Below are 24668 nucleotides of genomic sequence, written 5' to 3' on the forward strand. Positions count from 1 at the left end.
GCCGCTCAGGTGATGATCAGCAGGACGAGGGCGGCGGCGATGGCGGCGAGGATCGCGCCCCACTTCACCATCTTCGTGAAGCGGCTGTAATCCGCGACATGGGCTGCAGCATCCTGCGTCGGCGGACTGCTGAGCACCGGCTCCTGTTCGGCCATCATCTTCCCCTTTTGATAAGCAAGCTTTGCGCTTCCCATAACAAGCCATGCCGCGCTGCCCAACCCCCGCCGCGCCGCTCTTTAAGCCGTCCTTTACTCCCCGCGCCTTAGGCTGGCGTCGAAAAGGCGGACCCATGCGCGAACAACCGACACGCTCGCTGATGCTGCTCGATGCCGATGCCGGCGAACGTCGGCTCATTTCGGCCATCGCTGCGCGCGCCGGCTGGAGCGTCCTTGGCGCCGCGGATCCGGAAATGGCCCTGGCGCTGCTGCAAGGGCCGCACGGACGCGAAGTGCAGGCCGCGATCCTCGGCAGCTGGGATGCCGAGCACGGTCCGCGGCTGATCGAGGCACTGCGGCGTGACCGGCCGAACCTGCCAGTCATCGTCCTCCCCCACGGCAATACTGTGTCGATCGCCGTCGAAGCGATGCGCGCCGGCGCGTCCGATTTCCTCGTCCGGCCCGTCGCGCCCGAACGCCTGCTCGACGCCCTTGCCGCGAACGCCGACCGCCGCCGCGCCGCCGGCGAACTTGCGCCGCTGTCGGAGAAGCTCGCCCCCCTGCTCGAGCTCGAGCAGATGGTCGGCGCGGCCCCCGAGTTTAGAACAGCCCTTGCCGTCGCAGCGAAGTCGGCGCGCAATCGCCTGCCCGTCCTGATCGTCGGCGAGCCCGGCACCGGCAAGGAAAGCGTCGCGCGCGCGATCCATGCGGCGAGCCTGCGTGCGCGCGGGCCGCTGCTCGCCATCGACTGCAAGGCGGTCTCGGCGAACATCATCGACAGCGAATTGTTCGGCCATGAAGCCGGCGCTTTCCCCGGCGCATTCGCAGCAAAGACCGGCCGCTTCGTCGCCGCCGACGGCGGGACATTGATCCTGTACGAGATCGCGGCCCTTCCGGCGCACACCCAGGAGGTGCTCGACCGAGTGCTCGCAACCGGCGAGGTGCGTCCCGTCGGCCTCAACGGCAGCCATTCCGTCGACGTGCGCCTGATCGCCACCAGCAGCCGCGAACTCCCTGACGATTTCCACGCCGCCCTGGCCGAACGGATCGGCGCGACGACCGTCATGCTCCCCCCGCTCCGGGAGCGCAGCAGCGACATCCCGGCCCTGGCCCGGCACCTGCTGGGCCGCGTCGCGCAGCAGGTCGGGCTCCCGCCTTTGTCGATCGGCGACGATGCGCTGAAAGTGCTGATGCGCTACGGCTGGCCGGGCAACGTCCGCCAGCTCGCCGGCGTGATCTTCCGCGCCGCGCTTCAGTGCGAGCGCAATCTGCTCACCGCGCAGGATTTCCCCCACATTGCGGTGCAATCGCAATTCACCGGCCGCCGCACCGATTTCGCGCCGTCGATCAGCAGGACGCACCGGGAGGAAGCGATCGGCGCCGCACCAGGCGTCACCCTCTACACCGACGATGGCCATCTCCGCCCGCTCGAAGAGATTGAGTCCGACATTATCCGCCTGGCGATCGGCCACTATCGCGGGCGGATGAGCGAAGTCGCCCGACGGCTCGGCATCGGCCGCTCCACGCTCTATCGAAAGCTCGGCGGCTTAGGCATCGACACGGCGGCTTAGGCGGCTGGACCCGCCGTAAAGAGTCGCCGTGTGCAGCCTGAGCGACTAGCGTAGCGGCGATGCCGCGCATCCTGTTGCTTTCCATCCTGCTCCTTGCCGCCTGTCAGCAGAGCGCGCCGGCCGAGTTCGCGCCTTCGGCTTGCGAGACCAAGCACTTCGAGGGCAGCGGCTTTGTCGCCTGCGCGGTCGAGGGCGGCGCGGTCGAGCTGCACACGTTCGACAAGGCCGGTGCGCCGATGCGGAGCTTTTCCAACCTCCAGGCCAGCCTCGGAAAGCGCGCGCCGAATGTCGCCTTCGCGATGAACGCCGGCATGTTCGATGACGAGGGGCGGCCCATTGGCTTGCTGATTGAAGGTGGCGAGCAGAAGCACGCGATCAATCTCCGCAAGGGCGGCGGCAACTTCCACCTGCTCCCCAACGGCGTGTTCCTGGTGCGCAAGAGCGGCAAGGCGGAGGTGGTGCCGAGCACCGCTTATGAGCCGTCAAAGGATATCGCCTTCGCAACCCAATCCGGGCCGATGCTGCTGATCGACGGCAAGTTGCACCCGAAGTTCGACCAGGACGGTCCGTCGCAGAACATCCGCAACGGGGTCGGCATCGCGCCGGACGGGACGGCGGTGTTCGTCATCAGCCAGGATCCGGTCTCGTTCGGCAGGTTCGCCCGCTTCTTCCGCGACCGGGTCAGGGCCAGGAACGCGCTCTACTTCGACGGCGTGGTCAGCTCGCTTTGGGATCCCGCCGGCCACAGGATGGACTCGCATACCGAGATCGGGCCGATGGCAGTCGTGTTCGTTGCGCCTCGGCCCGCGTCCGCTCGCCGGAAGCAGTAGACGTCAAACGGCGAGCCACTTCCTAGCGAAGCGCCGGCTCGTCTTCCCGCAAGTGCAGGTAATTGCTGTCGAAGTCGCCGGCATCGGCAAGCTTGCGCCAGTCGCCGACGAAGATTGACCGTGGGTTTGAACGCTGAATCAGGCCGTCGCGCTCGAGCGACTTGATCGTGCGGTTGACGTGCACGGACGTCAAACCGGTCGCGTCGGCAAGCTGCTCCTGCGTCATCGGCAGTTCGTACTGGTTCTCATGCCCAAGGCCCGCAACCTTCAGCCGCAGCGAAAATTCGCAAAGCAGGTGGGCGATGCGGGTCCGCGCGTCGCGGCGGCCGACATTGGTGATCCACTCGCGGAAAATGGAGCCGTCGACGAGCGTGTCGAGCCACATTGCGTGACCGATCCTCGGCCGCTCTCGCGTGAGTGCGATCACCGCTTCGCGAGGCACGGCAGCGATCTTGCCCGGCGTCAGCATCTGCACGCTGTGATCGGCAATCTCGAGCATCGAATTCTGAAGGTCGACCACTTCTCCCTTCATATGCACGGAGAGGATTTGGCGACCGCCCGTGGCAACCAGCTTGGAACGGATGGCGTAGCCGGAAAGGAGGACCGTGGAATGGGTCGCGCGCTCGCGCTCGCGAACCAGGAAGTGGCTCCGCTCGATGCGCTTGAGGTTGAATGGCAGCGCGCGGATCGCGGCCTGGTCGTCGGCATCGAGCGGCAGCCGGTAGGACAGCTTCTCTACAAAAGGTTCGAGCGTCGACGAACTGGTGTTCTGCTGCACAAAAATTGCTCCCGGTATAAGGGCGGGAGCACAAATCGGTCTCTCAGCCGCCAGAGCCCCTATAGTCGGTCCGACGATGAGCCTTCTTTATGACAGTTATGCGCAACGCGCCTTGATTTATGTTTGGGTATTGTTCGACGCTTGAAGGCTGGCACGGCAGGCGGCAGGCGGGATCCGCTGCACAGCCGCCTAGTCCTTGAGCGGTGTGGCTCCGACCGAGACGACATATCGGCCGATCAGCCTGTTCCCCTCCTCAAGCCTGACTTCCGCGCCGAAGAACGGGTTCCCGTGGGAAACCTGCTCCTGGCCGATGGCGATCGCGCCGGCGATGGCCGACTGCCACGCTTTCACAACGTCTGGAGACTCCTGATCGCCGGTCTCGGAGAAATGTTCGTTCACGACGGTAACACGGTAAGTCGGCATCGAACGGCGATACACGGCGGCCGCAATGCCGCTTCTAAAGTAGGTTAGCGAAAAGCATGATGCGGCGATCCGACGGTCAGTCGCGCAGCATGAACGGCTCGGTCCTTCCAAAGCGGCACACGATGCGCATGTCCTGCCGAAGCTCGCCGGCACCGGAAACCAGCATCCGCCGCGCCTTCTTCAGCGCTTCGCTATCCGTCGCCGCGTCGAGGTCGCCAGCCTTCGCGAAAACGCCGCACGCCCTTGTTTCGAAGACAGAGTAGAGCATTGCGACGCGGGGTTAGCCGATCGTGCCGATGGGACGCCGCCGCGAACCCGGGCCAATATAGGGCATCTCCGCTTCACCGCGCGCGAGCGCGGCATAGTTCTGCGCCAGTTCGTGATGAACCCGCCGCGCATCCGGGCACGCCGCGCTTTTCGCCGCCGCCCGTTCGCTCAATTCGCGCTGCCGATAATATTCCTGGTCTCGGTCATCCATCGTCCGCCCCTCGAACTGATAAGCCACTGTATTTGAGGCCAATTACGGGCGACGCGACATAAACTGCATCAAGAGGCGCGTGGAATTTTCAATTCTATAGCCGAGGCGTGAGCGCCTGGTCGCGCAAGCCCCGCCAGACCTTCAGGGCCTGCACCGTGTCGTACACGTCGTGCACACGGAGCACATGCGCCCCCTGCTCCGCGGCCTTGAGCGCAAGCGCGATACTGCCGCCGAGGCGCTTGTCGGCGGGGGCTTCACCGGACAATGCACCGATGGTCCGCTTGCGGCTCGCGCCGACGACGAGCGGGCAGCCGAGCGAATGCAACAGCGCCAGGCCGTTCATCAGCTCAAGATTGTGGGCGACATTCTTGCCGAAGCCGAAGCCCGGATCGATCAGGATCTTGTCCCGCGCAATCCCGGCCTGCTCCGCCGCCGCAACGCGCTCCTCGAGCCACAGATACACTTCGACGAGCACGTCGTCGTAGCGCGGGTCCTGCTGCATCGTCTCCGGCGCACCCTGGTGATGCATCAGGATCACCGGGACCCCTGCCGCCGCGACCGTTGCGGCGGAGCGCTCGTCGTAAGTCAGTGCCGACACGTCGTTGATGAGGCGTGCGCCCGCTTCCAGCGCTGCCGTCATGACGTCGGCCTTGCGCGTGTCGATCGACACGGCCGCGCCGCCCTTGGCAAGCTGGCGAATCACCGGGATTGCCCGTTCGATCTCGTCGCCTTCCCACACCGGTTTCGCGCCGGGGCGGGTGGATTCCCCACCGACATCGACGATTGCCGCGCCCTCGCCGCCCATGTCGCCGCCGGCGATTGCCGCAGCCGCGGCGTCGGCGAACTGGCCGCCGTCGGAGAAGCTGTCCGGCGTCACATTGACGATGCCCATCACCTGCGGCTGGTCGAGGCGGATCGTGCGGCCGCCGAGCTGCAGCGGCGCGCGCGGCGATGTCAGCGCCTGCCATTGCTGCGCCATCGCGTCGTCGAAGCGCTCTTCGATCCCGGCGACGGGCAGCAGCTCGGCCGAAACGCGATTGTGACCTTCGACGCGGATCAGCTCGACGACGGAGAACCAGTTCAGCCCCCCGGCAAGCCGCGCGACCTTGCCGTCATGGCCGAACGGGGAATCGACGAAGCCCGTGGGGCGGATGAGGGTTCTGGTCATAAAGCTCCGTTCGGGCTGAGCCTGTCGAAGCCCTGCCGTTCACTTGTTGGGGTAAGAAGAAGGCAGCCCTTCGACAAGCTCAGGGCGAACGGATGCTAAAGGGAGCTCAAATGCTGCTGCCGCAACGCATCGAGCGGCTCGTCGCCGGCGTGCCAGAAGGTCCATCCGTTGCACGACGGTGCGCCCTGCAGCGCCGCGCCGACCTTGTGAATGGAACCGACATGCGGGCCGCAGGCAATCGAGCCGTCGGCCTGGACGCTCGCGCTCCAGCGGCGCTTGGCGTCCGTCAGCAACGTCCCGGGCGGGACGAGCCCGCTTTCGACCAGCACGCCGAACGCGACGCGCGGCGCCGATCGTTTGTCAGGCACCGTCTTCATCGCGCTTTCGTCGAGCGGCAGGGTCGATGCGATCCGTTCGCTTGCGACCTTCACATAAGCGGTTTCGCGCTCGATCCCGATCCAACGGCGGCCGAGGCGGCGAGCGACCGCGCCGGTCGTGCCGGTGCCGAAGAACGGATCGAGCACCACGTCGCCCGGCTTCGTGCAGGCGAGCAGGATGCGGTACAGCAAGGCTTCGGGCTTCTGCGTCGGATGCGCCTTCGACCCGTCGGCGCCTTTCACCCGCTCCGCGCCGGCGCAGATCGGGAACGACCAGTCGGAGCGCATCTGCAGATCGTCGTTCAGCGCCTTCATGGCGCGATAGTTGAAGGTGTAGCGCGCCTTTTCGTCCTTCGCGCACCACAGCAACGTCTCATGCGCGTTGGTGAAGCGGGTGCCGCGGAAGTTCGGCATCGGGTTGGTCTTGCGCCAGACGATGTCGTTCAAGATCCAGAAGTCGGCGTCCTGCAGCAGCGAGCCGACGCGGTAGATATTGTGATAGCTGCCGATCACCCAGATGGTGCCGTCGTCCTTGAGGATCCGCCGCGCCTGGTCGAGCCAGTCACGGGTGAAGCCGTCATAGGCGGCGAGGCTGTCGAACTTGTCCCATTCGTCATCCACCGCATCCACGCGGCCGCCCTCGGGACGGAACAGGTCGCCGCCAAGCTGCAGATTGTACGGCGGGTCGGCGAAGATCATGTCGACGGACTTGTCCGGAAGGCGTGCCATCATGGCGATGCAGTCGCCCTGCAGGATGGTGTCGAGCGGCAGCTCCCGCTTGCCCGTTTTCGCCGGACGAAAGCTCGTCGGCTGCTCCGCGATGCGGGCGATCAGGTTCATCTCGCTCGTGCCCCTAGGTTGAACGTGCGAGGGTGAGTCAGGCCGGACTCGCGGTCAACAATGAAGAGGTTAACGGCGGTTCTTGAGACAGGAGAACGGAACGAGTCCGTACCGACCTGAACACAAGATATTGAGTCAGGCGGCCTTGGCGGGACTCAATGGCTGGTGGTGTGGCACCGAGGACTCTCCGCTCGAGATTTCTTCCAGCACCAGCTCCGGCTGCATGGTTTGCGCGATCATCTGCTTCACCAGGCCGAAGCTGCGGCGGTGCAGCGGGGTGGGCCCGAGCTCGCGCAGCGCCCTGCGATGATCGGGCGTCGGATAGCCGCGATTATGCTCCCAGCCGTAGCCGGGATGCTGCAGCGCATAGTCGGCCATGATCCGGTCGCGCGTGACCTTGGCGATGATCGACGCGGCGGCGATGGACCGGCACTTGGCGTCGCCGTCGACGATGGCCTTGGACGGCCGCTCCCAGCGCGGGCAGGCATTGCCGTCGACCAGCACCCATGCGGGTTCGAGGCCGAGCGCTTCGACCGCGCGACTCATCGCCAGCATGCGCGCCCAATAGATGTTGATCGTGTCGATCTCTTCGACCGACGCCATGCCGACGCCCCAGGCGACGCATTGCTTCGTGATCCGCCCGTAGAGGCTCTCGCGCTTGTCGATCGGCAAATTCTTGCTGTCGTCGATGCCGTACGGAAATTTGTCGCGGTCCAGGATGCAGGCCGCAGCGACCACCGGCCCGGCCAGCGGCGCGCAGCCCGCTTCGTCGACGCCGGCAAGCGGCTGCGGAAATCCGATCTCGAGCTTGAAGGAACAGCGCCGCGGCATCCGTGCAAGCCTAGCCGATGATCAGCGAGTCGCCAGTACCTGCTTCAAATTATTGTGGATTGCCGACCCGCCACGGCGGGAAGCGGCGGTTTTCGCCGGCTTTGTAGAAGAAGATGATATTGCCGTCGGGATCGCGCAGGCGCGCTTCGCGCCACATCCACGGCTGGTTGCGCGGGCCATGCTCGAAAGCGATCCCGCTGCGCGCGAGTTGTTCGACGCGCTGGTCGAGATCGTCGCACTCGAGGTAGATAGCCGTCGTGGCGGCAATCGTTTCTTCAGGATCAATCTGGACCGAGAAAGTCATGCCACCGGCCAGCTCGAAGCGGGCATAGCCGTTGTCGGGGCTGTCGACGATCTGCCGCAGCCCGAGCTTGCGGTAGAAATCAACCGAACGCCGGTAATCGGTGCCGGTCACCGTCACCTGGTTGAGCCGCGGCCCGTCGCCAACGTCGAGGCGGACCGAGGACTGGCCGATCGGGCCCGACCCCTGCCCCAGCCCCGGGGCCTCGTGAAGCGCGACGCGGACGAACTCGCGCGCGCGGCCGACAGCGTCCGACAGGCTCGCGCCCTTGGCAAGGAAAAGTGTGATCGCGCTTGCGAGCGTGCAGCCGGTGCCGTGCGTGCTGGTGGTGTCGATCCGGCGCCCTTGCCAGCTGGTCATATTGTCGGTTTCAATGAGCGCGTCGGCGAGCGCCTCGCCTTCCTCGTGCCCGCCCTTGATCAGCACCGCGCAGCCATGCTCACCGACGAGGTGGAGCGCGGCGGCGACAGGGTCTTCCTCGGACGTCAGCCGCTTGAGTTCCGGCAGGTTGGGCGTGGCGATCGTCGCGACCTTCATCAACCGCGCGAACGCCGCGACCGTGGCGTCGTCGGCAAGGACCCCGCCGCTCGTTGCGACCATCACAGGATCGAACACGATCGGCAGCCCGGGCTGGACGGCTTTCAGCTGTTCGAGACGATCGGCGACGAGTCCCGCGGTGAAGGCGCTGCCGATCATGCCGATCTTCACGGCATCGATGCCGATATCCTCGGCGACCGCGTCGATCTGCGCAAGGACGGTTTCCGTCGGCACCGGATGGATGGCGGTGACGCCGACCGTGTTCTGGGCGGTGATCGCGGTGATCGCCGTCATCGGGTGGCCGCCGAGCATCGCGATGGTCTTGATGTCAGCCTGAATCCCTGCGCCGCCCCCGCTGTCGGAGCCCGCGATGACGAGAATTCGCGCCGTCGGCGTTACGCTACCCGCCTTCGACCCGGCGTTGGGGGCGAAGTTGTCCATGTGCACGATGTGGCGGTTAGCGCCGCAAATACCAAGAAATGGTTCACGCGGCCGCCTGGACTGCTTCGCAAATGTCGTCGACAACCCGTTTAACCGTCGCAGGATCGTCGCCTTCGGCCATCACGCGGATCAGCGGCTCCGTCCCCGACTTGCGGATCACCAGGCGGCCCTTGCCTTCCAGTTCGGCTTCCGCGGCGGCGATGCGCTTGCGGACGCTGTCCGTTTCCAGCGGATCGACGCCCCCGTTGAAGCGGACATTCTTGAGCAGCTGCGGCAGCGGTTCGAACTGGCGCAGCAGGCTGCTGGCCGGCTTGCCGCCCTCGACCAGCGCCGCGAGCACCTGCAGCCCGGCGACGAGGCCGTCGCCGGTCGTCGCATGATCGGTGAGGATGATGTGCCCCGACTGCTCGCCGCCGACATTGCAGCCGGACTTGCGCATCTCCTCGAGCACATAGCGGTCGCCGACTTTGGTGCGGACGGTCTTGAGCCCGGCTTCCTCGAGCTTCCGCTCAAGGCCGAGGTTGGACATGACGGTCGCCACGACTGCGTCGCCCTTGAGCTCACCGCGCGCCTGAAGACCGAGCGCGATCAGCGCCATCAATTGGTCCCCGTCGACGAGCCGTCCCTGCTCGTCGCAGACGATCAGCCGGTCGGCGTCGCCATCCAGCGCAAGGCCGATGTCGGCGCCGCTCGCGACCACGGCTTCCTGCATGGTCTCTGGATGGGTCGAGCCGCATTTGTCGTTGATGTTGAGGCCGTTGGGCGCGACGCCGAGCGGGATCACTTCGGCCCCAAGCTCCCACAGCGCATCGGGCGCGACGTGGTAAGCGGCGCCGTTGGCGCAATCGACGACCACCTTCAGCCCGTCGAGCCGCAGATGCTCAGGGAAAGTATCCTTCGCGAATTGGACGTAGCGGCCGCGCGCGTCGTCGATCCGCCGCGCCCGGCCGATCAGTTCCGATTTGGCGAGCTGCGGCTTGTCGCCGAACCGCTTTTCGATGGCTTGCTCGGCATCATCGCTGAGCTTGTAGCCGTCGGGCCCGAACAGCTTGATCCCGTTGTCGGCAAACGGATTGTGCGACGCGCTGATCATGACGCCGAGGTCGGCGCGCATCGATCGCGTCAGCATCGCTACCGCCGGCGTCGGCATCGGCCCGAGAAGCACGACGTCCATCCCGACGCTGGTGAACCCAGCGACCATCGCCGATTCCATCATGTAGCCCGACAGGCGCGTGTCCTTGCCGATCACGACGCGGTGGCGGTGGTCGCCGCGCATGAAGTGAGCGCCCGCCGCCATGCCGACGGCAAGCGCCGTCTGCGCCGTCATCGGCTCCGCATTGGTGGTGCCGCGAATGCCGTCAGTGCCAAAGAATTTCCGTGCCATCAGCGGCCCTTAGCGCGGTCAGCCGATCCAGCGCCAGAACCCGACAGGGATCGGGTGCGCCCACGTCGCGATCAGGAACAGGATGGTGCCGCCGATCAGTGCGACGAGGCCCGGGTTTGCAAGCCCGCGCGTGAAGGGCACGAAGGCGGTCTGCGCGGTCCAGTCGTGCCAGTCCTCACCCATGGCCGCGGCCTTCTTGCGGTCCTGCATCGCCGCACCCGCGAGCGCGAGCAGGAGGATGGCGGCGTCCAGCACCAGCGCCTTCGGCATGGCGATGAGCGCGAGGTGGACCACCGCCCAGATCGCGAAGCTCCACATCATCGGGTGGCGGGTGAGGCGCAGCACGCCACGCGGGCCGCCGCGCGGACCCGGTGCGCCGGGAAGCGCCGGATTGCCGGTGAACGAGCCGGCGAAGAGGATACAGGCGAACCACATCAGCACCGCGGCGACGATCCACATCCATTCTTCAGTCGCCCACAACGGCGGCTCGCGCCCGATCGCATGATAGAAATAGATCATCGCGCCGAACGTGATCAGCGATACCAGCGAATAGACGCCGCGGAACGGCCCTTCGCCCATGGCCCGCACCATCGGCCCGCGAAGCGGGTGCGACATCAGGAAGTGCGTGCCGACGAATGCGATCGCCGACAGCAAAAGGCCCATCTGCAAGGTCAATGCCGGTATGCCTCCGGAAGATCGCGCCGCTGAAGGTCGCGATAGCGTTGGAGCAGGCGCGTCTGGCGCGTCTCGAGTGGCTGGCGAACGCCGTCGATGTAAACCTGCTCGGCCGCGCTCGAGCCTTCGAGCGGATCGCCCGACCAGATGACGACATCGGCGCGCCGCCCGGGCGCCAGGCTGCCCAGCTCATTGCCGAGGCCGATCACTTCTGCGGGGCGCGAGGTGATCATCGCCAAGGCCTCGCCCCAGCTGACGCCGGCGGCGCCGGGCACCCGCTGAAGGCCGACGAGGTTGCCGGCATATTGGCGCTGCCAGAAGATATTGCGGGTATCATCCCCGTTGATCGTGCCGAGCGCGACCTGAACGCCGGCAGCGCGCAGGCGGCCGACATTCGACTGGGTCGCCGCAAGCTCCTCGAACGAGGCCGGCAGATCGTTCAGCGGAGCGGCAATGACCGGCACGCCGGCGCTGCGGATGCGGTCAGCGACCGTCCAGCCTTCGCTCGCCCCGACCAGCACTAGCTTCAGGCCCGGATACTCGCGTTTGAGGTTGAGAACGTTGAGGATGTCGCGGGCTTGCTCGACGTGGACAAGCAGCTGCTGCCGCCCTTGCAGCACCGGAACGAGCGCCGTGGCGTCATAGCGGGTCAGAAGAACGTCGCTGTTACGCTGCCGATCGTAGAGGCGGGATTCGTTCGGGTTACGCACCACGGGCCGGTCGCGTTCGTCCTGCCGTTCCGCCGTCCCGCTGCTCACGGGCGCCGCATAGCGGCCGAGCTGCGAGGCTTCGCGCAAGGCGTTGCGGAACAAGGCAAAGGCCGAGGACCGGGAACCGCCGGCATTGTCGGCGCCGCTCTCGCCAAGTTCGACATATTGGAAGCGGCGGGCGGCGGTGATCGGGTCCATGTCGGCGCCGGTGTCGATCACCGCCCCCTGCCCGGCAAAAATGCTCTTGCCGGCGCCGGGCGCGACGACGGCGCGCGTGATTCCGTCGGCACGGTTCACGGCGATCGTCGAGGCGCGCGGATTGACCGACGGCACCACATCGATGGCGGCGCTGAACGGCCCATTGGCGCTGACGTCCTCCGATCCTTCAGCGGACAGGTCGACCTCCGACAAGCCGAGGCGGGAAAAGCCGGCGACGATCCCCGGCGCCACCCATTTGCCGGTGGCATCGATCACCTGCGTATCCGCGGGCAACTTCATGCGGATGTCGCCCGCGGCGACGACCCTGCCGTTGCGAACGACGACCATGCCGCCAGGGATCGGTTCCGAGCCGTCGCCCTTGGCAACAGTGCCGTTGACGATCGCGAAGGTTTGGGCGGCGGCTGGAACGCTCGTCGTGACCAGCAATGCGGCAAGCAGCGCGCGGATCATTTCACGTCTCCTTCGCCCGGCTGGCCCAGCTCGAAGTCGCTGACCGGCCGCCGCTTCGGATCGTTCATGTCATACATGAGCGCGCCGTCGATCCACACGCGTTCCGGCCGCGCATAGACGCTGAACGGATTGCCGTTCCACAGCACCACGTCCGCCATCTTGCCCGGCGTCAGCGTGCCGGTCCTGTTGAGGATGCCGAGCGCCTGGGCCGGGTTGCGGCTGAGCCACGTCCAGGCAACGGCGTCGCTGACGTCGATCCCGGCACGGCGTCCGTCGGCAAGCGCTTTGGCCGCTTCCTGGTTCAGGCGCTGGATGCCGTTCGGGTCGTCGGAATGGACGATGGCACAGGCGCCCGCATTGTGAACCAGCGGGATATTCTCCTTCACCGCGTCATAGGCTTCCATCTTGAAGCCGTACCAGTCCGCCCACATCGCCGAGCAGATGCCTTCGCGAGCGAGGATGTCGGCGATCTTGTAGCTTTCGACCGCGTGGTGAAAGGCCGTGACCTTGTAGCCGAACTCATGGGCCATATCGATCATCTGGGCCATTTCGTCGGCGCGGTAGCAATGGTTGTGGATCAGGATCTTGCCGTCGAGCACGCCCATCAGCGTGTCCTTGGCAAGGTCGCGGTCGGGCATGTCGCCGCCGTCTGCAGTATAAGCGTCCCACTTGCGCTTGTACGCCTGGGCATCGATCCAGGTCTGACGCGTGACGGCGATATTGCCCATCCGCGTCTGCGGCATGTTGCCCTTCGACCCGTAAACCCGCTTCGGATTTTCGCCGCACGCCATCTTGAGGCCGTAGGGAGCGCCGGGGAACTTCATCCCCTGCACCGTCCGCGCCGGCACGTTCTTCACCGTCACCGAGCGGCCGCCGAACAGGTTCGCTGAGCCCGGCAGGATCTGCAGCGTGGTCACGCCGCCATTGGCAAGCGCCCGGCTGAAGCCCGGGTCCTGCGGCCAGACGCTATGTTCCGCCCACACTTCGGGCCGCGCGGGGGACGTCGCTTCGTTGCCGTCCGACAGCGCTTCCACGCCGGGCGACGGATAATCGCCGAGGTGGCTGTGCACGTCGATGATGCCGGGGGTCACGAACTTGCCGGTACCGTCGATCTCCACCGCGCCCACGGGCGTCGCCAGTGCCGGTCCGCGGACCGCCTGAATCGCGCCATCGGCGAAGATCACCGTGCCCCCGTCGATGCGGCGGCCGTCGCCGTCGAACACGGTCGCGTTGCGGATCACCGTCGGCGCGCCCGCGTAGCGGGCATAGGTCGACGGATAGGGATCTTCGTTGATCCGGACCGCCGCCGCATCCTTCGCCGGCGGGTTGAGCGCGGCGCACGCGGTCAATCCCGCGCCTGCCGCCACCAAGATGATCGCCCCCCCGAGCCGCATCAGACGCCTTTGGGGCTGCGCCCCTCCACGTCCTCGCGCTGCGGGAACATGCCGGGTCCTTGGTTCTCGGCCAGTTCCGCACGGCCCGCCAGGTCCTCGTCCTTCAGCGTGTCGAGGTGCATGAGGCGCTTGATCAAGGGCGAAACCGCGAGCACCAGCACACCGCAGCCGACCGCGATCCAGCCGATCTCATTATAGATCGACAAGGTCAGGTCCCTCGACATTTCGCCGCTTTCGCCGCCCGTCGCCTCGCCGATCTTGCCGGCGACGAAGTTACCGACGGCGGTCATGTAGAACCATGCGCCCATGATCAGCGATGCCATGAACCTCGGTGCGAGACGGTTCATCGCGCTGAGGCCGACGGGCGACAGGCACAGCTCGCCGGTCGTCTGAAGGAAGTAGAGCGCGAAGACGAAGAACACCGGGGTCAGCGCGTCTCCGCTGAGGTTCGCACCCAGGACGAACACCAGGAATGCCGCACCGACCTGCATCAGCGCGAGGCCGAACTTGGCGGGTGCCGAAGGCTCCAGGTTCCTCTTGCCGAGATACTGCCAAAGGGCCGCGAACAAAGGCGCGAGCAGAATGATGTAGATGGAGTTCACCGACTGGAAGACCGAGGCGGGGATGTTCCCGCGGTCGACATAGCGGTCGGTGTACAGGTTGAAGCTGCCGCCCGCCTGTTCGAACAGGCCCCAGAACAGCGGGTTGAGGGCGATCAGGAACAGGATCGCGAAGATGCGGTGGCGCGGCTCGCGGTCCAGCTTGAAGGCTTCGTAGAGCACGTAGGCGAGCAGCGCGATGCCGGAGATGATCAGCAGCATCTGAATGACGTTTTGGTACTGGATGAGGCCCCACATCACCGCCACGGCGGCGAGGCCGACCCCGTAGAGCGTCAGTTCGCGGCCCTTGGGAAGCGATGCCGGCGGCTCGCCAGCGCCGTTGAGAACGCCCTTGCCGATCACGAAGACGGCAAGGCCGGCGAGCATGCCGATGCCGGCAAGCCCGAAGCCATAGCCCCAGCCGATCGTCTCGCCGAGGTAGCCGACGAGGATCGAGCCTGCGGCGGCGCCGAGGTTAATGCCCATGTAGAAGATGGTGTAGGCGGCGTCGCGGCGGGTGTCCGTCAGCCGGTAGAGCTGGCCCACCATCACCGAGATGTTCGCTTTGAGGAATCCGGAGCCGACGATGATCAGCGCAAGCGCCAGCCAGAAGACGTTGATCGTCGCATCTTCCTGGCCGCCTGTGCCTTCGATCGCCATCGCCCCGTGGCCGAGCGCGAGCAGGATGCCGCCGAATAGCACTGCCTTGCGCTGGCCGAGGTAGCGATCGGCGAGATAGCCGCCGAGCACCGGCGTGATGTACACCAGGCTCGTGTAGGCGCCGTAGATGAGGTTCGACTTGTCGTCGGCGAACAGCCAATGCTTGGTCAGGTAGAAGATCAGCAGCGCCCGCATGCCGTAGTAGGAGAAGCGCTCCCACATTTCGGCGAAGAAGAGCATGAACAGGCCCTTCGGGTGGCCGATCACCTCCTGCTTGCGGCTGAGGCCGATGGCCAAGCCAATGGCGAGGAAGGCTGCAAGGATGAGGGTCGCAATCGCGGCGATCCAGTCACCCTCATTCCAGGTTTGCATCGGCTTCACTAACAGTCTCCCCAGACCTCAACTCGATTTGTCGCGCACCGTAACGACGCAAAGCGCGTTGTGAAGCGCATTGTTGCATGCTGCGGGCCACCCTATGTGCCCCGTCGATGCTGAATGACCGTTCGTCGACGCTGTCGCTTCTCGAGACCCGCCGCTCCGCCAAGCCGCGCGAACTGATCGGCGACGGGCCGACCGCGGAGGAGATGCAGCGTATCCTGACCATTGCCGCGCGCACGCCCGACCACGGCAAGCTGCACCCCTGGCGGTTCGTGACCGTCGGCGCGGACCAGCGCGACCGGTTCGAGGCACTGCTTCGCGAAGCGCTGGCCGAGCACGATCCTTGCGCCAGCATCGCCCACCACCAGAAGGAGCATGATTTCGCTCATTATGCCGGCCAGCTGGTCGTGGTCGTCTCGGCGCCGGTTCCCAATCACAAGATCCCGGTGTGGGAGCAGGAGCTGTCTTGCGGGGCGGCGGCGATGAACCTTCTCCATGCCGCTCATGCGCTCGGCTATGTCGCCGGCTGGGTCACGGGGTGGCGGACCTATTCGGAGCGCGTGCGCAGCGCTTTCTGCGGCGATGGCGAGCGGATCGCCGGCTTCATCTTCATCGGTCAGCCTGGCCGCGAGATCGAAGAGCGGCCGCGGCCTTCGCTTGCGGAAGTGGTCAGCGCCTGGGCCTCGCCGCAAGTCCAAGATTCAGATTGAACTTTCCGCGCGGCGCTGTATTATGACAGCATGACGCTTCGCACCCAGCATGAAAAACCGGTCTACGTCCGCCTCCGCGAAGTGATTGCCGACGCGATCCTCGCCGGCAAGTACAAGGACGGGGATCCGCTTCCTTCGGTGCGGGCGCTCGCCGCCGAGGAACAGGCCAACCCGCTGACGGTCGCCAAGGCCTATCAGGGCTTCCAGGACGAAGGGCTGATCGTCGTCAAGCGCGGCGTCGGCATGTTCGTCGCGCCGGGCGCGCGCCAGCGGCTCAGTGAATCCGAACGCACTCGCTTCCTCAAGGAAGAATGGCCGGAGATCCGGGCGCGCATGAGCCGGCTCGGGATCGACGCCAGCGAACTGCTGCAGCGGGAAACCGCCTGAACTTCCGCCCGGCGCGCTAATCCTCTAGCCGCAACGGGTGCAGACCCGGCTCCTCACCGATGACGAAAACGGCATAGCCGAAGCCGCGCGGCTGATCCTTGCCGGGCAGCCGGTCGCTGTGCCGACCGAGACCGTCTACGGCCTCGCCGCGGACGCGACCAACGGCGACGCCGTCGCGCGCATCTACGAGGCGAAAGGCCGGCCGAGCTTCAATCCGCTGATCGTCCATGTGCCGGACCTCGCGGCCGCCCAGGTCATCGGCGAGTTCGGCAATGACGCGCTGGCGCTGGCGCGCGAGCACTGGCCTGGACCGCTGACGCTCGTCGTTCCGCTGCGCGCCGACAGCGGTATCGCCTCGCTGGTCACCGCGGGCCTCGACACGATCGGGCTTCGGGTGCCGGACCATCCCGCGATGCAGGCGCTTCTGCGCAAGTGCGGACGCCCGCTCGCGGCGCCATCGGCAAATGCTAGCGGCTCGATCAGCCCGACGCGAGCCGAGCATGTCCTGAAGAGCCTCGAAGGCCGCATTGCGGCTGTCATCGACGGCGGCGCGACCAGGCGCGGCATCGAGTCCACGATCGTCGCAGCAACCGGCGGCACGCTCCGCCTGCTGCGCAAAGGGCCGGTCGAGGTGGACGCCCCCCTGGAGAGCAGCGGCAAGATCGAAGCGCCGGGTCAGCTCGCGAGCCACTATGCCCCCGCCAAGCCGCTGCGGCTCGACGCCGAGCGAGCCGACGCGGACGAATATCTAATTGGCTTCGGGCCAATCGCCGGCAACGCGAGCCTCAGCGCATCGGGCGACCTGGTCGAGGCCGCGCGGCGCCTGTTCGACCTGCTTCACCAGGCGGACGCCTCGCCAAAGCCGCGCATCGCGGTCGCCCCGGTCCCGAACGACGGGCTCGGCTCGGCCATCAACGATCGCCTGAGCCGCGCCGCCGCGCCTAGGCCGTAGCCGAAGCGCTCTTCGTGCGTGCCTGGAAGCTCTTGCGGAGCTTCTGAAGCTTGGGCGGGATCACCGCCATGCAATAAGGGTTCCGCTGCCCCTCGCCCGACCAATAGTCCTGGTGATAATCCTCGGCCGGATACCATTCGGCCATCGGCTCGATCGTCGTGACGATCCGCCCGCCATGATCGGCATTGTTGCGCTCGATCGCTGCGTCCGCTTGCTGCGCCTGCTCATCCGTCTGCGGGAAAATTGCGGAGCGATATTGCGTGCCGATGTCGTTGCCCTGGCGGTTGAGCTGCGTCGGGTCGTGCGTCGCAAAGAAGATGTCGAGCAGGTCGTCGTAGCTCAGCTGCTCATTGTCGAAGGTGATCCGGATCGCTTCGGCATGGCCGGTATTGCCGCCGCACACCTCCTTGTAGGTCGGGTTCACCGTGTGGCCGCCGGTGTAGCCGCTCTCGACGGATTTCACTCCGACCACGTCCAGGAACACCGCTTCGGTGCACCAGAAGCACCCGCCTGCAAGAACCGCGACTTCGTCGGCCATATTCCACTCCTGTCTGCTGTTGCAGCGGAGATAGGAAGAGCAGCTACTTTTGGTAAGACGCCTTGAGGCTGGCGAGTTCGAGCCTTTTGCCGACCCATTCGGCGAGCTCGTCGAACTCAAGCGGCTTGTCGAAGACGATGCCCGCCACTCGGTCGGAAAACCAGCGCACCTCGCCCTTCACCGGACGGAGGCTTTCGATCACGACGACGACCTTCTTGCCGACGCAATATTCCTCGATCGGCTCGACCTTCATGCCCCCGAGCGAGATGTCGTGGACGTCGACGGTGTAATAGATTTTGCCGACCTTGACCGACGCCTTGCAGGCGATCTGCAGGCGCGGCGGCCGCGGGCGGAAGCCCAGGCGCTGCTTGCGTCCGGCCAGCAGCTCGCCGAGGTCGACGCTCTGGTCGAACTTGACGCCGACCAGATCGTCGCGAGTCCAGACTACCGAGGACGGGATCTTCTGCCCCGAGACCTCGATATCGACCGGGTCGCCGACGTTCGGCAGGCGCGACACGATGGCCATGATCCCGCCGGCGGACATGTTCTTGACCTTGATCAGCTGCTGGTGGCCGGAAGCGTCGATCATCTTGCCGACCCGGAGCATCGCTGGCACACGGTCGTCATCGCGGCGTTCGACCGGGCGGGGTACGTTCGTCGACAGTGAAACGGTCGTTGATTCGAAGGCCGCGTCGGTTTGCGATACCGGCTGGCCTGACCATTTCCTGCGGATCAGCGTTGCAAACATGCGTTCGACGCCCCTTTCACGCGCGCGTTTCGCGCCAAAATGGGACTTTATCGCTCGCGTAGTTAAAAGTGCGTTGCGCCGGTTGAAATGCGGCATGGATGATGTCTACCCGCGACAAAAGGAGAATGACCTCGAATGCCCGGACCGCGCCTGCTGCTGATCGATGACGAGGAGGCGCTGGCCGAATTCCTCGCAACAGCCGCGGAAGAGGCCGGGTTCCAGCCGGTCATCACCCGCCGCGACGAGGAGTTCCGCGAAGCCTTCCTTGCCGACCGGCCCGACATGGTTGCCCTCGACCTCGGCATGCCCGGCATGGATGGCGTCGAACTGATCCGTTTCCTCGCCGACAATCAGTGTGAGGCGCCGGTATTGATCGTCAGCGGATTCGACCGCCGCGTGCTCGAATCCGCCTACCGGCTCGGGGAGGCGATGGGCCTGCGCATGGTGGGACCGCTGGAAAAGCCGGTTCGGTTCGAGGTCCTTCAGGAGCTGCTGGCAAGCGTCAGGGCAACGCTCTAGCCGTGGCCTCCCCAACCGCCGCACAGCTGGTCCGCAAGCTTCCCGAAGCACTGCGCCAGCAGCAGCTGAGGATGCTCTACCAACCGCAGGTGCAGATGCGCGATGGCAAGCTCGTCTGTGTCGAAGCGCTGGTCCGCTGGGAAGATCCCGATTTCGGCCCGATCGAGCCGAGCCGCTTCGTGCCGCTCGCCGAAGAGCATGGGCTGATCGAAGATCTGACACAGTGGGGGCTGCGGCGGATCCTGCGCCAGTGGATCGAGTGGCGCGATGCCGGGATCGATACGTCGATCGCCTTCAATATTTCGGCGCTCAGCCTCAAGCATCTCGATTTCCCCGACCTGGTCGAGCGGATGTGCCGGGCCCTCGGCGTCCCTGCCGACCGCCTGGTGCTCGAATTGACCGAGGGCGCGACTCAACCTTTGGTCAAGCTGATGGACACGCTGACCCGCTTTCGGATCAAGGGCATCGGCTTGGCCATCGACGATTTCGGCACCGGCTATTCCTCGCTGATGCAGCTTCGCCAGCTGCCATTCACCGAAGTGAAGATCGACCGCGAGTTCGTCGGCGACCTGGAGAACTCGCGCGATTCAGCCCTCATCGTCAAAAGTATCGCCGAGCTGGCGCGCGGCCTCGGCCTGCTGTGCTGCGCCGAGGGTGTCGAAACTGCCGAGCAACTGCGCATCCTCCACGAGATCGGCTGCGACCGCGTCCAGGGGTATCTCGTCTCCCCGCCGCTGGAGCCGGAGCGTCTCGGCAGCTGGCTCGCCGACTTCCGCCGCAGTTGGCCGACCCTCATCGGCGGCGCATCCCTCGAACTATGGGGCGATGTCGAACCGGATGCCTTGGGCAAGCGGTAGCTCGCTGCCGTAATTCACCGTGTTGGTCTGCCGCCGCATATAGGCGCGCCACGAATCCGAGCCGCTCTCACGTCCGCCGCCGGTTTCCTTTTCGCCGCCGAATGCGCCGCCGATCTCCGCGCCCGATGGGCCGATGTTCACATTGGCGATGCCGCAGTCGGACCCCGCCGCGGCCATGAAGCGCTCCGCCTCGCGCACGTCGTTGGTGAATATGGATGAGGACAGCCCCTGCGGCACCGCATTGTTGAGCGCGATCGCCTCCTCAAGCTCGCGGTACCGGAGCACGTACAGGATGGGCGCGAAGGTTTCCTGCACCACCGAGCCTTCCTGCCGGTCCACCTCGACGATCGCCGGCCGGACATAGAAGCCGCCGGGCACCGCATTCACGCGGTCAATCCCCTCGCCGAGCACCGCGCGCATCGCTTCGAACGCGCCTTCATCGATCAGCGGCCCGATCAGCGTGTCGGGATCCCGCGGATCGCCGATCTTCACCGCACCGAGCAGCTGCCGCAGCCGCGCCACCAGCTGGTCCGCGATGCTCTCGTGAACGATCAGGCGGCGAAGGGTCGTGCAGCGCTGCCCCGCCGTCCCCACTGCCGAGAAAAGGACCGCGCGCTCGGTGAGGTCGAGGTCGGCCGACGGGCAGACGATCGCGGCATTATTGCCGCCGAGTTCCAGCAGCACCCGGCCCAACCGTTCGGCCACGACCGGCGCCACCATCCGCCCCATGCGCGTCGATCCCGTTGCGGACACCAAGGCGATGCGGGCGTCGCGCACCAAAGCCTCGCCGGTCGCGCGTTCGCCCTGCACCAGCTGGACGAGGCCGTCCGGCGCAGCGCCGAAGCGCTCCAGCGCGCGCTCGACAAGCTTCATCACCAGCTCGGCGCACAGCGGCGTCTTCTCGCTGGGCTTCCAGATCACGGGGTTTCCGCACACCAGCGCCAGCGCGGCATTCCACGCCCACACCGCCACGGGGAAATTGAAAGCGCTGATCACCAGCACGGGTCCGAGCGGATGCCATTGCTCCATCATCCGGTGGTTGGGCCGCTCGCTGGCGATGGCGAGGCCGTAGAGCTGGCGCGACAGGCCGACGGCGAAGTCGCAGATGTCGATCATCTCCTGCACTTCGCCCAGGCTCTCGGCCATGATCTTACCCGCTTCGAGCGTGACCATGCGTGCGAGCGGCTCCTTGGCGCCGCGCAGCTCTTCGCCGAGTAGCCGGACCAGCTCGCCGCGCTGCGGCGCCGGGACCGAGCGCCAGATCGCGAAAGCATCCACCGCGCGGGCGCACGCCTCACCAGGATCGCCAGGCGCAACGCGGCCGATCTCTGTGCCGTCTATCGGCGAATGGCTCGCCAGCGTTCCGGCCGAGCGGACGCCGAAACGTTCGAGCAGCTGTGCAGCATCTTCAGCTGGCGTCACGCAAGCAACTCCTTCGCCTTCTTCATCGCGGCAATGCCCGCCTCGATCGTCTCATCCTTCTTGCCGAAGCACAGGCGCACCAGGTGCCGCGGCGGGTCCTGCTCGGCGAAGGCGGACAGCGGCACCACGGCAATACCGGCCTCCTTCACGGCAAGGTCGGCGAACCTCTCATCTTCGACCTCAAGCCCGGACGCCTTCAGGTCGACGCACATGAAATAGGTCGAGCCGGCGGGAAGCGCCGCATAACCGGCCTGTTCGAGTCCTTGCGTCATCAGGTCGCGCGAGCGCTGGAAACGGTCGCGCATCGGCTGGATCCAGGGATCGCCGTGGTTGAGGCCGAACGCGACCGCCGCCTGCAGGTTCGGGGCCGTCGAGAAGGTCAGGAACTGATGCGCGCGGGCGACGACCGGCGCCAGCTCCGGCGCGGCGACCATCCAGCCGACCTTCCAACCGGTCAGCGAGAAGATCTTGCCTGCCGAGCCGATCTTGATCGTCCGCTCCGCCATGCCGGGCAGCGTCGCCAGCGGCGTGAACTGCCGTCCGTCGAGGACGATATGCTCCCAGACCTCGTCGCTGATGAGGATCAGGTCATGCTGCCGCGATACGGCGGCGAGCCCCTCCAGCTCCTCCCGGCCGTAAAGGCGCCCCGTGGGGTTGTGCGGATTGTTGAACAGGATCGCCCGCGTGCGTGGCGTGATGGCCTGCTCCAGCGCCTCGCGGTCGATATCCCACAACGGCGGCTTGAGCGCGATCTCGACGGGGGTCCCCCCTGCCCGCCTGATCATCGGCGCATAACTGTCGTAAGCCGGCGTGAAGATGATGACTTCATCGCCCGGCTGGACGGTCGCCAGGATTGCGGCGCCCAAGGCTTCGGTCGCGCCGCTGGTGACGCACACCTGGACGGCGTCGATCTGCTGGCCGAAGAGGCGGTTGTAATGAGCCGCAATGGCTTCGCGCAGCGGCACGATCCCGCGCGAGGGCGCATATTGGTTCGAGCCGTGCTTCAGCGCCCTTGCCGCCTCGTCGAGGATCTCCTCCGGCCAGCCGAAATCCGGAAAGCCCTGGCCGAGGTTCACTGCGCCATGCTCCACCGCGAGGCCGGACATAAGCTCGAAGACGCTGGTCTTCATCTGTTCGTAGATCGGGTTCATCGCCGTTCGCATAGCGCGGACCTCGGTTCACCGCGAGTGAGGCAACTTTGTATGCCCGCGGCGCATTCCTTCGGCCTGACCCTCTTGCAGGAAAGAAGCGACATGGCCGACCGCGAAGTCATCCTCCACCGAATGAAGCTCCCCGACCACGAATGCCCCTACGGGCTGCTCGCCAAGCGCATGCTCGACGATGCCGGCATGGCGTATGACGAGCATTTGCTGACCTCACGCGACGAGGTCGACGCGTTCAAGGAGGAGCATGGCGTGCGCACCACGCCCTTGGTGTTCATCGACGGCGAGCCGATCGGCGGCAGCCAGGAACTCGCGGCCTATCTCGAAAAGGAAGGCGCCGCCTAACCCAGCACGCGGGCGACCGCGGCAAGCGGCCTTGCGAGCGCCTGCCCGACCATCAGGAAGGTGCCCGCGGCGAGTACCAGAGCAATACCGGCGACCCCGGCGAACTCGATGGCTCGGCCACGCAGGCGCTCCTGCTCCTGGCTTCGCGGCTGCCGCCGCCGCTCACCCGCGATCGGGCGGACGCTGGTGCCCACCTCGTTGGCAGCGATCTCCTCGACGGGAATCCGCTCGTCGGCCTTGAGCCCGGCGCGAGCCCCCTTCGACCAGATCACCTGCGCGTTGATCACCAGCTCGCCGCGGCGCAGCTCGACCCGGCTGCCGGGTTCGAGATGGCGGCCGGTATGGATCTGCAGCCCGCGCGAGGAGATGTTGAGGATCGACGCGTCGCTCCAGCCGCTCGCCTGGCGCAGCCGCGCGGCCGCGACGACGCGGCGTCGAAGTTCGCGCGGCTTGTGCGCGCTTCGTGAGGTCCCCCCGGACATGAACGCCGGGGTAGTTGGTCACCCTCACCGAGGTCTGAAGCTTTCTTCCGTTATGGACCCGATGCCGGGCCGGCGCGCCTAAAGGCTCCAATAAGCAATATCACCGCGAAGCGTGCCGGGATCGATCAGCGACCGCACGTCGGCAATGGCCCCGCCGTTCGCAACCATGTCGCTGAGCTTGCCTTGGAGCGGCCGGTAAGCATCGTGCCCGACAGCGAAGATCAGCGCGTCGAGGTCAGTGAAGGCTTCGAGCGGGCTCAGCTCGACCCCATATGCTTTACGGACGAGCTCCGGATCGGCGAGCGGATCGTGAACCAGCGGCTTGATCCCGAACTCAGTCAGCTCGCGATAGGTGTCGATGACCTTGGAATTGCGGACGTCCGGAACATTCTCCTTGAAGGTGAAGCCAAGGATGCCGACCCGCGCATTGACGATCCCGCTCCGGCCGCCGCGATCAGCTTCACCACCTTCTGCGCCAGATAGGCGCCCATGCCGTCGTTGATCCGCCGCGCGGAGAGGATGACTTCCGGCTGGTAGCCGAGCTACTCGGCCTTGGCGGTCAGATAATAAGGATCGACGCCGATGCAGTGGCCGCCGACCAGGCCCGGATAGAACTTAAGAAAGTTCCACTTTGTCCCGGCGGCGGCGAGCACGTCGGTGGTGCGGTTGCCGAGGAGGTGGCAGATTTTCGCGATCTCGTTCATCAGCGCGATGTTGAGGTCGCGCTGCGTATTCTCGATGACCTTGGCCGCTTCGGCGACTTTGATTGACGGCGCGCGGTGGATGCCCGCCTCGATCACCGACACATAGATCTCTGCGAGCGTGTTGAGCGTCGCCTCGTCCTCGCCGGACACGATCTTGGTGATCTTCTCGAGCGGACGCTCCTTGTCGCCGGGGTTGATCCGCTCCGGACTGTAGCGGAGCTTGAAGTCGCTGCCGGCCTTGAGCCCCGACGAGCGTTCGAGGGCGGGCGCGCAAATCTCTTCCGTCACACCCGGATAGACGGTGCTTTCGAAAACGATGATCGCGCCTTTGGCGATGACGGGGCCGAGCAGCTCGCAGGCACGCAAGATCGGCTCGAAATCCGGACGGTTGGCGGCGTCGATCGGCGTCGGGACGGTGACGATGAAGACCTCGCAGCCTCTCATGTCGTCGGCACGGTCGGTGATCGTCAGCGTGGCCGAGCGTAGCGCTTCGGCACTGACCTCTTGCGTGGAATCATTGCCCTCGCGCAGCGCCGCGACGCGAGGGCCGCTGATGTCGAAGCCGACGACGTCATGTTTGCGCGCCAGCGCGATGGCGAGCGGCAGGCCGACATAGCCGAGGCCAACGACTGCGATGTTCAC

General features: G+C 66.0%; 28 protein-coding genes and 1 pseudogene. 8 read left to right on the forward strand and 21 right to left on the reverse strand.

Annotated elements, in window-relative coordinates:
• Positions 1–5 precede the first annotated feature (5 nt).
• Positions 6–155, reverse strand: a complete 150-nt coding sequence (locus VIL42_00810; GenBank protein HEY8591387.1) for an aa3-type cytochrome c oxidase subunit IV — start codon at positions 153–155, stop codon at positions 6–8.
• Between the two features lie 134 nt (positions 156–289).
• On the opposite strand from VIL42_00810, the gene VIL42_00815 reads away from it, so the two are divergent.
• Complete coding sequence (locus VIL42_00815) at positions 290–1726, forward strand: sigma-54 dependent transcriptional regulator (protein HEY8591388.1); 1437 nt, start codon at positions 290–292, stop codon at positions 1724–1726.
• Positions 1727–1785: 59 nt separating this feature from the next.
• Positions 1786–2556, forward strand: coding sequence for a phosphodiester glycosidase family protein (locus tag VIL42_00820; protein HEY8591389.1), 771 nt, complete (start codon positions 1786–1788; stop codon positions 2554–2556).
• Positions 2557–2578: 22 nt separating this feature from the next.
• Here VIL42_00820 and VIL42_00825 read toward each other — a convergent pair whose 3' ends face one another.
• The 13 genes from VIL42_00825 to VIL42_00885 all read right to left on the reverse strand — a co-directional run bounded on the left by VIL42_00825 (position 2579) and on the right by VIL42_00885 (position 15202).
• A complete protein-coding gene (locus tag VIL42_00825; protein HEY8591390.1) occupies positions 2579–3334 on the reverse strand; it encodes a Crp/Fnr family transcriptional regulator in 756 nt (251 codons plus the stop codon).
• Between the two features lie 189 nt (positions 3335–3523).
• Positions 3524–3772 carry a hypothetical protein gene (locus VIL42_00830; protein HEY8591391.1) on the reverse strand — a complete coding sequence of 83 codons (249 nt, stop codon included), beginning with the start codon at positions 3770–3772 and terminating at the stop codon, positions 3524–3526.
• Between the two features lie 61 nt (positions 3773–3833).
• Positions 3834–4025, reverse strand: coding sequence for a hypothetical protein (locus VIL42_00835; protein ID HEY8591392.1), 192 nt, complete (start codon positions 4023–4025; stop codon positions 3834–3836).
• Positions 4026–4037: 12 nt separating this feature from the next.
• Entirely contained in the window at positions 4038–4235 is a 198-nt protein-coding gene (locus tag VIL42_00840; GenBank protein ID HEY8591393.1) for a hypothetical protein, read from the reverse strand.
• 94 nt (positions 4236–4329) lie between these two features.
• On the reverse strand, positions 4330–5403 hold the full coding sequence (gene folP / locus VIL42_00845) for a dihydropteroate synthase (GenBank protein ID HEY8591394.1): 1074 nt from the start codon (positions 5401–5403) through the stop codon (positions 4330–4332).
• A 95-nt stretch (positions 5404–5498) separates the two neighbouring features.
• On the reverse strand, positions 5499–6620 hold the full coding sequence (locus VIL42_00850; protein ID HEY8591395.1) for a site-specific DNA-methyltransferase: 1122 nt from the start codon (positions 6618–6620) through the stop codon (positions 5499–5501).
• Between the two features lie 135 nt (positions 6621–6755).
• Positions 6756–7451 carry a ribonuclease HII gene (locus tag VIL42_00855; GenBank protein HEY8591396.1) on the reverse strand — a complete coding sequence of 232 codons (696 nt, stop codon included), beginning with the start codon at positions 7449–7451 and terminating at the stop codon, positions 6756–6758.
• Positions 7452–7500: 49 nt separating this feature from the next.
• Positions 7501–8730, reverse strand: a complete 1230-nt coding sequence (gene thiD / locus VIL42_00860; protein HEY8591397.1) for a bifunctional hydroxymethylpyrimidine kinase/phosphomethylpyrimidine kinase — start codon at positions 8728–8730, stop codon at positions 7501–7503.
• 43 nt (positions 8731–8773) lie between these two features.
• Positions 8774–10114: a phosphoglucosamine mutase gene (gene glmM / locus VIL42_00865; protein ID HEY8591398.1), complete on the reverse strand. Its 1341-nt coding sequence runs from the start codon at positions 10112–10114 to the stop codon at positions 8774–8776.
• An 18-nt stretch (positions 10115–10132) separates the two neighbouring features.
• The gene (locus VIL42_00870) at positions 10133–10789 is read right to left on the reverse strand and encodes an NnrU family protein (protein HEY8591399.1); all 657 of its coding nucleotides are present in this window, start codon (positions 10787–10789) and stop codon (positions 10133–10135) included.
• Entirely contained in the window at positions 10786–12168 is a 1383-nt protein-coding gene (locus tag VIL42_00875) for an amidohydrolase family protein (protein ID HEY8591400.1), read from the reverse strand. The genes VIL42_00870 and VIL42_00875 overlap by 4 nt, the downstream gene beginning before the upstream one ends.
• Positions 12165–13562 carry an amidohydrolase gene (locus VIL42_00880; protein ID HEY8591401.1) on the reverse strand — a complete coding sequence of 466 codons (1398 nt, stop codon included), beginning with the start codon at positions 13560–13562 and terminating at the stop codon, positions 12165–12167. The genes VIL42_00875 and VIL42_00880 overlap by 4 nt, the downstream gene beginning before the upstream one ends.
• Positions 13562–15202: a peptide MFS transporter gene (locus tag VIL42_00885; protein HEY8591402.1), complete on the reverse strand. Its 1641-nt coding sequence runs from the start codon at positions 15200–15202 to the stop codon at positions 13562–13564. Before VIL42_00885 ends, VIL42_00880 begins: the two co-directional genes overlap by 1 nt.
• A gap of 107 nt (positions 15203–15309) precedes the next feature.
• On the opposite strand from VIL42_00885, the gene VIL42_00890 reads away from it, so the two are divergent.
• From VIL42_00890 to VIL42_00900, 3 genes are read left to right on the forward strand one after another with little or no spacing between them, the layout of a single operon-like run.
• Positions 15310–15909 (forward strand): nitroreductase, encoded by a 600-nt coding sequence (locus VIL42_00890; GenBank protein ID HEY8591403.1) that lies wholly within the window; start codon positions 15310–15312, stop codon positions 15907–15909.
• A 30-nt stretch (positions 15910–15939) separates the two neighbouring features.
• The gene (locus VIL42_00895) at positions 15940–16296 is read left to right on the forward strand and encodes a GntR family transcriptional regulator (protein HEY8591404.1); all 357 of its coding nucleotides are present in this window, start codon (positions 15940–15942) and stop codon (positions 16294–16296) included.
• Positions 16297–16333: 37 nt separating this feature from the next.
• Complete coding sequence (locus tag VIL42_00900; GenBank protein HEY8591405.1) at positions 16334–17248, forward strand: L-threonylcarbamoyladenylate synthase; 915 nt, start codon at positions 16334–16336, stop codon at positions 17246–17248.
• Here the strand turns inward: VIL42_00900 and msrA are convergent.
• Positions 17238–17786: a peptide-methionine (S)-S-oxide reductase MsrA gene (gene msrA / locus VIL42_00905; protein ID HEY8591406.1), complete on the reverse strand. Its 549-nt coding sequence runs from the start codon at positions 17784–17786 to the stop codon at positions 17238–17240. The genes VIL42_00900 and msrA overlap by 11 nt on opposite strands.
• Positions 17787–17829: 43 nt before the next feature.
• Positions 17830–18534, reverse strand: coding sequence for a PilZ domain-containing protein (locus VIL42_00910; protein HEY8591407.1), 705 nt, complete (start codon positions 18532–18534; stop codon positions 17830–17832).
• 135 nt (positions 18535–18669) lie between these two features.
• Here VIL42_00910 and VIL42_00915 point away from each other — a divergent pair, with 135 nt between their 5' ends.
• Both VIL42_00915 and VIL42_00920 read left to right on the forward strand, forming a co-directional pair.
• Positions 18670–19053, forward strand: a complete 384-nt coding sequence (locus VIL42_00915) for a response regulator (GenBank protein HEY8591408.1) — start codon at positions 18670–18672, stop codon at positions 19051–19053.
• Between the two features lie 2 nt (positions 19054–19055).
• The gene (locus tag VIL42_00920; GenBank protein ID HEY8591409.1) at positions 19056–19910 is read left to right on the forward strand and encodes an EAL domain-containing protein; all 855 of its coding nucleotides are present in this window, start codon (positions 19056–19058) and stop codon (positions 19908–19910) included.
• Here VIL42_00920 and VIL42_00925 read toward each other — a convergent pair.
• Both VIL42_00925 and VIL42_00930 read right to left on the reverse strand, forming a co-directional pair.
• Positions 19869–21332, reverse strand: coding sequence for an aldehyde dehydrogenase family protein (locus VIL42_00925; protein HEY8591410.1), 1464 nt, complete (start codon positions 21330–21332; stop codon positions 19869–19871). The two genes, VIL42_00920 and VIL42_00925, sit on opposite strands and share 42 nt — an antisense overlap.
• Positions 21329–22483 carry an aminotransferase gene (locus VIL42_00930; GenBank protein ID HEY8591411.1) on the reverse strand — a complete coding sequence of 385 codons (1155 nt, stop codon included), beginning with the start codon at positions 22481–22483 and terminating at the stop codon, positions 21329–21331. The genes VIL42_00925 and VIL42_00930 overlap by 4 nt, the downstream gene beginning before the upstream one ends.
• 102 nt (positions 22484–22585) lie before the next feature.
• Between VIL42_00930 and VIL42_00935 the strand changes: the two genes are divergently transcribed.
• Entirely contained in the window at positions 22586–22840 is a 255-nt protein-coding gene (locus tag VIL42_00935) for a glutaredoxin domain-containing protein (protein HEY8591412.1), read from the forward strand.
• On the opposite strand, the gene VIL42_00940 is transcribed toward VIL42_00935, so the two are convergent.
• The 3 genes and pseudogenes from VIL42_00940 to VIL42_00950 form a co-directional block, all read right to left on the reverse strand.
• Positions 22837–23322, reverse strand: a complete 486-nt coding sequence (locus tag VIL42_00940; protein ID HEY8591413.1) for a PilZ domain-containing protein — start codon at positions 23320–23322, stop codon at positions 22837–22839. The genes VIL42_00935 and VIL42_00940 overlap by 4 nt on opposite strands.
• Positions 23323–23499: 177 nt before the next feature.
• A pseudogene (locus tag VIL42_00945) lies at positions 23500–23910 on the reverse strand (UDP binding domain-containing protein).
• The gene (locus VIL42_00950) at positions 23865–24668 is read right to left on the reverse strand and encodes a nucleotide sugar dehydrogenase (protein ID HEY8591414.1); all 804 of its coding nucleotides are present in this window, start codon (positions 24666–24668) and stop codon (positions 23865–23867) included. Before VIL42_00950 ends, VIL42_00945 begins: the two are co-directional and overlap by 46 nt.

It is taken from the genome of Sphingomicrobium sp. (assembly GCA_036563485.1).
Taxonomy (GTDB): Bacteria; Pseudomonadota; Alphaproteobacteria; order Sphingomonadales; family Sphingomonadaceae; genus Sphingomicrobium.